The 7,401-nt window shown below is 69.3% G+C and carries 5 protein-coding genes and 1 pseudogene; 4 read left to right on the top strand and 2 right to left on the bottom strand.

The features are described from left to right. The first annotated feature begins 268 nt into the window (after window positions 1-268). From VN520_RS13250 to VN520_RS13240, 3 genes are read left to right on the top strand one after another with little or no spacing between them, the layout of a single operon-like run. Window positions 269-2,704: a glycoside hydrolase domain-containing protein gene (locus VN520_RS13250; protein WP_325747088.1), complete on the top strand. Its 2,436-nt coding sequence runs from the start codon at window positions 269-271 to the stop codon at window positions 2,702-2,704. Then, window positions 2,705-3,142 (top strand): hypothetical protein, encoded by a 438-nt coding sequence (locus VN520_RS13245; protein ID WP_325747087.1) that lies wholly within the window; start codon window positions 2,705-2,707, stop codon window positions 3,140-3,142. Between the two features lie 16 nt (window positions 3,143-3,158). After that, the gene (locus VN520_RS13240) at window positions 3,159-3,812 is read left to right on the top strand and encodes a hypothetical protein (RefSeq protein ID WP_325747089.1); all 654 of its coding nucleotides are present in this window, start codon (window positions 3,159-3,161) and stop codon (window positions 3,810-3,812) included. A gap of 136 nt (window positions 3,813-3,948) precedes the next feature. Here the strand turns inward: VN520_RS13240 and VN520_RS13235 are convergent, their stop codons facing one another. Together VN520_RS13235 and yicI are read right to left on the bottom strand one after the other, a co-directional pair. Continuing rightward, entirely contained in the window at window positions 3,949-4,575 is a 627-nt protein-coding gene (locus VN520_RS13235) for a histidine phosphatase family protein (RefSeq protein ID WP_325747086.1), read from the bottom strand. 65 nt (window positions 4,576-4,640) lie between these two features. Continuing rightward, complete coding sequence (gene yicI, locus VN520_RS13230) at window positions 4,641-6,869, bottom strand: alpha-xylosidase (protein WP_325747085.1); 2,229 nt, start codon at window positions 6,867-6,869, stop codon at window positions 4,641-4,643. 324 nt (window positions 6,870-7,193) lie between these two features. Between yicI and VN520_RS13225 the strand changes: the two are divergent. Beyond that, window positions 7,194-7,401 (top strand): annotated as a pseudogene (locus VN520_RS13225) (xylose isomerase); the annotation flags it as partial.

The following is a 7,401-nucleotide window of genomic DNA, read 5'->3' as shown; positions in this document are numbered from 1 at the left end:
CGTACGTGCGCTGCCGGTCCGTGACCGGCGCACGGCCACGGGCGGAAGACCGCTCGACGCCTCTGCGCACCACGGTACGAGGGTGGTGCCACCGGACGGGCCGCGGCCGGGTCCCGTACGCGGGGACGACGGCGTACGGAGAGGGAACGGAGACCCCCGGTGCATAGCGTCCCGTAGCAGAACAGCACGTCATCGGCCCGCTCCGATCGCTTCCGTGGCGCAGCGCCGGCGGCAGGTGCCGCACATTGCCGAGAAAGGATCGTCGACATTGGACGAGAAGGTCCTCGACGCCCAGAAGTGGGTCAACGCGACCTACGGAGGCGTCTCCGGTTACGTACGAAGCCCCGAGGACGGCCGCACCGGCTGGTCCACCATGAACGCCCTCGTGATGGGTCTCCAGCACGAACTGGGCATCAGCCCGGTGGTCGCCAGCTTCGGCCCGACCACGATGTCCAGGCTCCAGGCCCTCGGTGACATCGGCTTCGGCTGGGACAAGAACACCAACATCGTCCGCATCATCCAGCACGGCCTGTTCTGCAAGGGCTACTGGGGAGCCAACGGCTACGGCGGCTACGGCGCCGTGACCACCGAAGCGGTCAAGAGCCTCCTCCTCGACATGGGCCTGCCCGACGGGGGCACCGGCACCGCGGGCGGCGTCACCACTCCGAAGATCTTCAAGTGCATCCTCAACATGGACGCCTACATCAAGGTCAACGGCGGCTCCGACGACGTCCGCACGATCCAGCGTTGGCTCAACGGCCGCTACTGGACGAGGGACGCCTACACCATCGGCCCCTGCGACGGGATCTACTCCCGCGACGTGCAGAAGGCCATGATGATCGCCATCCAGTACGAACTCGGCATCGCCGCGCCCAACGGCAACTTCGGCCCCGCCACTCAGACAGGGCTGAAGTCCAAGGAGTTCGGTGAGGGCGCCTCGGGCCTCTGGGTCGAGCTGTTCTCCGCGGCGTGCGTGTTCAACTCACCGGTTCCGACCGGCACCAGTGACGCCGGCACCCCCACCACCTGGCGCAGCAGCTACGACGGCAAGCTCCGTGAGTGGGTCGAGGTCTTCCAGAGGTTCTGCAAGCTGGAGGTCACCGGTCGCTCCGACTACCGGACATGGGCACAGCTCCTCGTCTCGATGGGTGACCCGGACCGGCCCGCGACGGGGTCGGACACCCGGTTCGAGATCACCGCGTCCCGGGCCCAGTGGCTGCGCAACAACAAGTACGAGGTGGTGGGCCGCTACATCTACGACCCGCCGGGCTCCACCCTGGACAAGGAGATCAAGCCGGGCGAACTCGCCACGATCTTCAGCAACGGGCTGAGGGTGTTCCCGATCTACCAGGACAACGCCCGCGAGTTCGACGACTTCACCTACACCCAGGGCTACCAGCACGCGCTCAACGCGCACAAGCTGGCCTCGGACTACGGGTTCAACCGCGGCACCGTCATCTACTTCGCGGTGGACTACGACGCCACCCGCGAGGAGATCGACGCGGCGGTCGTGCCGTACTTCCACGGGATAGCCGCCGGCCTCTCCTACAACGGCAAGCGTTACGTGCACGGTGTGTACGGTTCGCGGAACGTGTGCACCGTGGTCAGCCGGCAGACCGGTGCCCGCTTCTCGTTCGTCTCGGGCATGTCCTGGGGCTTCTCCGGCAACCTCGGCTTCCCGATCCCCGCGAACTGGTCCTTCAACCAGATCAAGGAGTTCAAGGTCACCAACGGGTCGGACACCTTCGACCTGGACCGCGACGTGATCTCCGGGGTCGACCCCGGCCAGGGCAGTGTGAACAGGCCGTCCGGTCCGGCGGACGACTTCATCAACTACGTCCAGCGCCTCTACGATCACGCGGTCGCCTACACCGGCGACCGCGACCCGAACCAGCTGGTGATGGAGTACATACGGCACAAGGCGTACGGCGGCGGCGACTGGGATTTCCTGATCGGCTCCTACGACAAGGCATTCGTCGAATACGCCAACGGAAAAGGCATGTCGGTCATGACCGACTTCACCGACCCCTACACCGCGTACGAGGTGAACGCCGAGCACCTCATGGCGTCCGCCAACGGGCACTTCGTCGCCTGGATGCCGTCCAACCCGCGGTCGGTGAACGAGGGCGACGTCGCAGGCTGGGGCGGCGACCTGCTCACCCTCTATGTCGACTGGCGCCGCGCGACGGACGAATATCCCGACGGCCGCAACTTCGTGCAGCTGAAGATGGCGAAGGTCGGGGTGGCCTCCAGCTTCGGCTACAACGATCTGATCGAGGACGCCGACGCGTGGCTGCTGGCCAAGGCGGTGCGCGACGGGAAGACGATCGTCCAGGCCGTCCGCGACCTCTACAACGGGGGCGGTGGTCTGACGCGGTTCAGCCGCTACTGGACCGGACGCTTCAGCGGCAGCACCGCGGATGCCAAGTTCCTCGCGCACAATATTCTTACCGCGGCGGACGACAAGGAGGTCGTGGCCGCCCAGGTCGGCCTGGTGACCGTCCGAGGCGGGATCAAGACACTTCCGGCCATGCTCGGGTACGACGAACTGGAGCCTTTCGAGCAGGGCTTCGTCGATGTGCTGCTGGCCCGCACCGGAACCGAGCAGCGCCTCCGCGCCACCTACAAGGCGAACCACGAGAAGTACCTGAAGGCCGCCGGCAACCGTGCGGCCCGTCAAGAAACGAAAGGGACCACCCCGTAAGTGAACGTCGTCTCGGCACTGGCCGCCATCGCACTTCCCCCGCTCTTCCTGGCCGTGTTCGTGCTGAGCCTTTGGAGAACCGCACGCGGACTGCCCGCCCGCCGGTGGCGAAGCCCCGGATGGTGGGCGTATCCCGCGGTCGTGCTCATCGGCGTGGGCTGCGCCGTCTGGTTCGTCGGGGCCTTCTCCGGCGGTCTCGACGTCAGGGAGGCCTGCGCTGCCGCCGGTGCTCCCTACGACGACGCCTACCGGTCGGAGCACTGGCGTGAGCCCTCGCAGTGGTTTCCGTTGCACAACAAGTGCAACGCCGGCCACGACCTGGTTCCCGCCTGGGTCAACCCCTCTCTCGTCGCCCTCGCAGTGATGCTCGCCGGCTGTGCCGCGGGTGCCGTTGCGACGGCGGTCATCGGAAGGAAGAAGAGTGAGAAACAAGATTGACCGGCGCGGCCTCCTCATGGCGGGCGCCGCGCTCGGGGCCACCACGGCCCTGGCTGCCCTCCCCGGCACCGCGTACGCCGCCCCGGCTGCCCCGTCGTCCGACGGTGTGCCCGGGAGCCGGCGATGGACGGGCACGAAGTCGGCGAACGGCTGGCCCGTGCTGGAGGAGGCGGAGCTCTTCCGGATCGAGGGATCGGGCCGGTCCGTGCGTCTTGCCGCCGGTGACGCGGCGGTGATCCTGCTGCACGTGGCCCGCCGGTTCCACTACGAGATCGACCAGCTCCGCGAGGGCGACATCACCGGCCACTCCACGACGCGCAGCACGGTCCAGGACTACGAGTCCAACTACCTCTCGGGCACGGCCCTGGCGATACGGCCGCTCGCCTACCCCGTGGGCGTCAAGGGCGGCCTGTACCCGCACGAGCTCGTCGTGGTCCGCGACATCCTCGCCGAGCTGGACGGCACCGTCACCTGGGGCGGGGACCTCGCCACTCCGAAGGAATCCCACTTCGAGCTCGCGTACAAGCCGGGCCACCCGAAGGTGAAGGGCGTGGCCCGCACGATACGCGGATGGCAGGCGGGCCCCGGCAGTGCGGGCGCGGGCACCGTCGACGTCTTCGACCCGGAGCGCCGCAGCAAGGCCACGGCGTTCGCCCGCCGGGCGGCGTAGCCAGGCCGCACTCCGGGCGGACGGCGGGGCTCCCCCGCTGTCCGCCCGGGGAGGCTCCGGCGCCGCGCGGACGTCCGGCGGACGTCGTCCGTCGGGGCCCTCAGGAGCGGCGCTCTTCGAGGGCCCCGGTGTCAGGTCAGCAGCCCGCCGCCTCGAACATGCTCTTCGGGAGGGCGATGTTCATGGCCTTCACGACCGGCTTGCCGTGTTCCCGGCCGAGGCGCGAGACCGCGCCCGTGGCCAGCTGGAAGAGTTCGCCACCGGTCACCGGCAGTCCCAGGTAGCGGGCCGTGAGGACGCGCAGGAAATGGGAGTGGGCGACCAGGGCGATGTCGTCGTGGCCCATGCGGGAGGCCGCCGCGGCGACCTCGGCCAGGACCCGGTCCGCGCGGTCCGCGACCTCGGACGGGGACTCGCCGGGGTGGTCCTCGGGGCCGGGGGCGACGCCGTCCCTCCAGAGGTCCCAGTCGGGGCGGGTGCGGCGGATCTCCACCGTGGTGATGCCCTCGTACGCGCCGTAGTCCCACTCGTGCAGGTCCGGCGTCACGCGGGGCGCGCGCAGGCCGGCCAGTTCCGCGGTGCGGCGGGCGCGCAGGAGGGGGCTGACCAGGGTGAGGCCGACGCTGCGTTCCGCGAGGACGGGGACGAGCGCGCGGGCCTGGCGCTCCCCGAGTCCGGTCAGCGGCAGGTCCGTGTGACTCGTGTGCTGCCCGGAGCGGGACCATTCCGTCTCGCCGTGCCGGATCAGAAGCAGCTCACCCATGGACTCCACCTTGCGCCGGGGAGCCGGCCCCGGTGCGGGGCCGGCCCGAAAAGGGTCGTAGGAGGTCAGCCTACGACCGTGACCGTGTACGGCCGGTCGGTGTCCGTGGTGACGCGGACCTCGCCGCCCTCACAGGTCACCTCGTACGTCGCGGCCACCGCGCCCGTGCGGTCGGGGACGGTCACCGTGCGGGTGAAGTCGCCGGTGCCCTCCGGTGCGTGGACGCGGAGTTCGAGGTGGTCGAGCCACTCGCCGTCCGGGCGGGACTCGTCCGCGCCGAGCGGCAGGACCGCTCCCTGGCGGACCAGCAGCGGCAGGCTGTCGAAGCCGTGGGTCTCACGGCGCCAGGCGGGGCCGGTGACCGTCCCGCCCGTCAGCAGGTGGGTCCAGGTGCCCTCGGGGACGTAGTACTCCACCTCCCCGTCCTCGGTGAAGACCGGCGCGACCAGGACGTCCGGCCCCAGCAGGTACTCGCGGTCCACCGTGCGGGCCGTCGGGTCGTCGGGGAACTCCAGCAGCAGGGGGCGCATCGTGGGGACGCCCGTCCGGTGGGCCTCGACGGCCACGCCGTACAGGTACGGCATGAGGCGGTGCTTGAGGCGGGTGAACTGCCGGGCCACGTCCACCGCTTCGTCGCCGAACTCCCACGGCACGCGGTACGACGACGAACCGTGGAGCCGGCTGTGCGAGGAGAGCAGGCCGAAGGCGAGCCAGCGCTTGAAGACCGCCGGGTCGGGCGTGCCCTCGAAGCCGCCGATGTCGTGGCTCCAGAAGCCGAACCCGGACAGGGACAGCGACAGCCCGCCGCGCAGGGACTCCGCCATGGCCTCGAAGGAGGACCAGCAGTCGCCGCCCCAGTGGACCGGGTACTGCTGGCCGCCCGCGGCGGCCGAGCGGGCGAAGAGCACGGCCTCTCCCGGGCCCCGCTCCTTCTCCAGGAGCTCGAAGACGGCCTTGTTGTAGAGGTGCGTGTAGTAGTTGTGCATGCGCTCGGTGTCGGAGCCGTCGTGCCAGACGACGTCCGTGGGGATGCGCTCGCCGAAGTCGGTCTTGAAGCCGTCGACGCCCTGGTCGAGGAGCCCCTTCAGCTTGCCCTGGAACCAGGCGGTGGCCGCCGGGTTGGTGAAGTCGACCAGCGCCATGCCGGCCTGCCACTTGTCCCACTGCCAGATGTCTCCGCCGGGAGTGAGGACGAAGTAGCCCTCGCGCGCGCCCTCTTCGTACAGGGCGCTCTTCTGCCCGATGTACGGGTTGATCCAGACGCAGATCTTCAGGCCCTTGTCCTTGAGCCGGGCGATCATGCCCTCCGGGTCGGGGAAGACGGCCGGGTCCCATTCGAAGTCGCACCACTGGTACTCGCGCATCCAGAAGCAGTCGAAGTGGAACACGCTCAGCGGGATGCCGCGCTCGGCCATGCCGTCGACGAAGGAGGTGACGGTCGCCTCGTCGTACGAGGTGGTGAAGGAGGTGGTGAGCCAGAGGCCGAACGACCAGGCCGGGGGGAGGGCGGGGAGACCGGTGAGGGCCGCGTACCGGGACAGGACGTCCTTCGGGGTGGGGCCCGCGATGACGAAGTACTCCAGCGTCTGGTCCTCGACGCTGAACTGCACCTGGCCGACGGCCTCGGAGCCGACCTCGAAGGAGACCTTGCCGGGGTGGTTGACGAAGACGCCGTAACCGCGCGAGGAGAGGTAGAACGGGATGTTCTTGTAGGCCTGCTCGCTGCTGGTGCCGCCGTCGGCCTGCCACATGTCGACGACCTGGCCGTTCTTCACGTAGGGCGTGAAGCGCTCGCCGAGGCCGTGGACGGTCTCGCCCACGCCGAGGGCGAGCTGGGCGAACATGTGGTGGCTGCCGTCGCCGAGAGTGGCGAACGCACTGCCCTTGCGGCCCGCGGAGGTCAGGACCCGGCCGTCACCGTCGAGGAACTCCAGTCCGAAGACGCCCTCGGTGGGGAGCCGCAGGGTGAGCGGACCGCTGGTCAGCTCGACGGTCCCGCCCTGCGTGCGGGTCGTGGCGGCGGACCGCGGTGCCGCGCCCGGCAGTTCGAAGTCGGGGCCCCTGTGCCGCCTGCCGGCGTGATGGGTGAGGCGTACCGCGATGACGCCCTCGGCCGGGGCGTGGGCCTCCACGGTGATCAGCGGGGCGTTCAGCGTGTCGCCGCGGCGCTCGACGCGCTTGACGGCGGCGTAGGCGGCGAGACGGTCGTCGTCGAGGCGGACGTCGCGGACTTCCGTGGCGTACGAGGCGTGCACACCACTGCGCATCTGCCAGAAGCCGTCGGTGAACTTCATGGGGGTGGTCCTTAGCCGATCAGGAGGTGCTGGGCGGGACGTCAGGGCGCCTGCGGCAAGCGCGGCTGCGGGTCCTCTCGGTTTTGATCGTACACAAAACAAATGTGGCCGACAGGGCTGGTGTGCGGCGGGAATTCCCGGATTGCCCGAAAACCCGAAACACAGGATGTGGCCCCGGAACGGCCATGTTTGCGCCACGTGACCGATACGTCACGGAAATGGTCTAGAAACCATTGACGGGATGGCGTATTAGTACTGCAAGCAAACAAATTGGCCGGGCGGCGGAACTGTCGTCCGGGCCTGACGTCGACAAGAGGCTGTGCAATGCCGGACCGCTTCACTCCCACTCCTGCGGACAGGTTCACCTTCGGTCTGTGGACCGTGGGCTGGCGTGGCAACGACCCGTTCGGTGACGCGACGCGTCCCGCGCTGGACCCGGTGGAGTCGGTGGAGCGGCTCGCGGAGCTCGGTGCGCACGGGGTGACCTTCCACGACGACGACCTGATCCCGTTCGGGTCCTCCGAGGCCGAGC

The organism is Streptomyces sp., assembly GCF_035563135.1.
GTDB lineage: Bacteria > Actinomycetota > Actinomycetes > Streptomycetales > Streptomycetaceae > Streptomyces.
The sequence above is the reverse complement of the archived record's forward strand: the minus strand, read 5'-3'. Positions and strand labels throughout refer to the sequence as shown.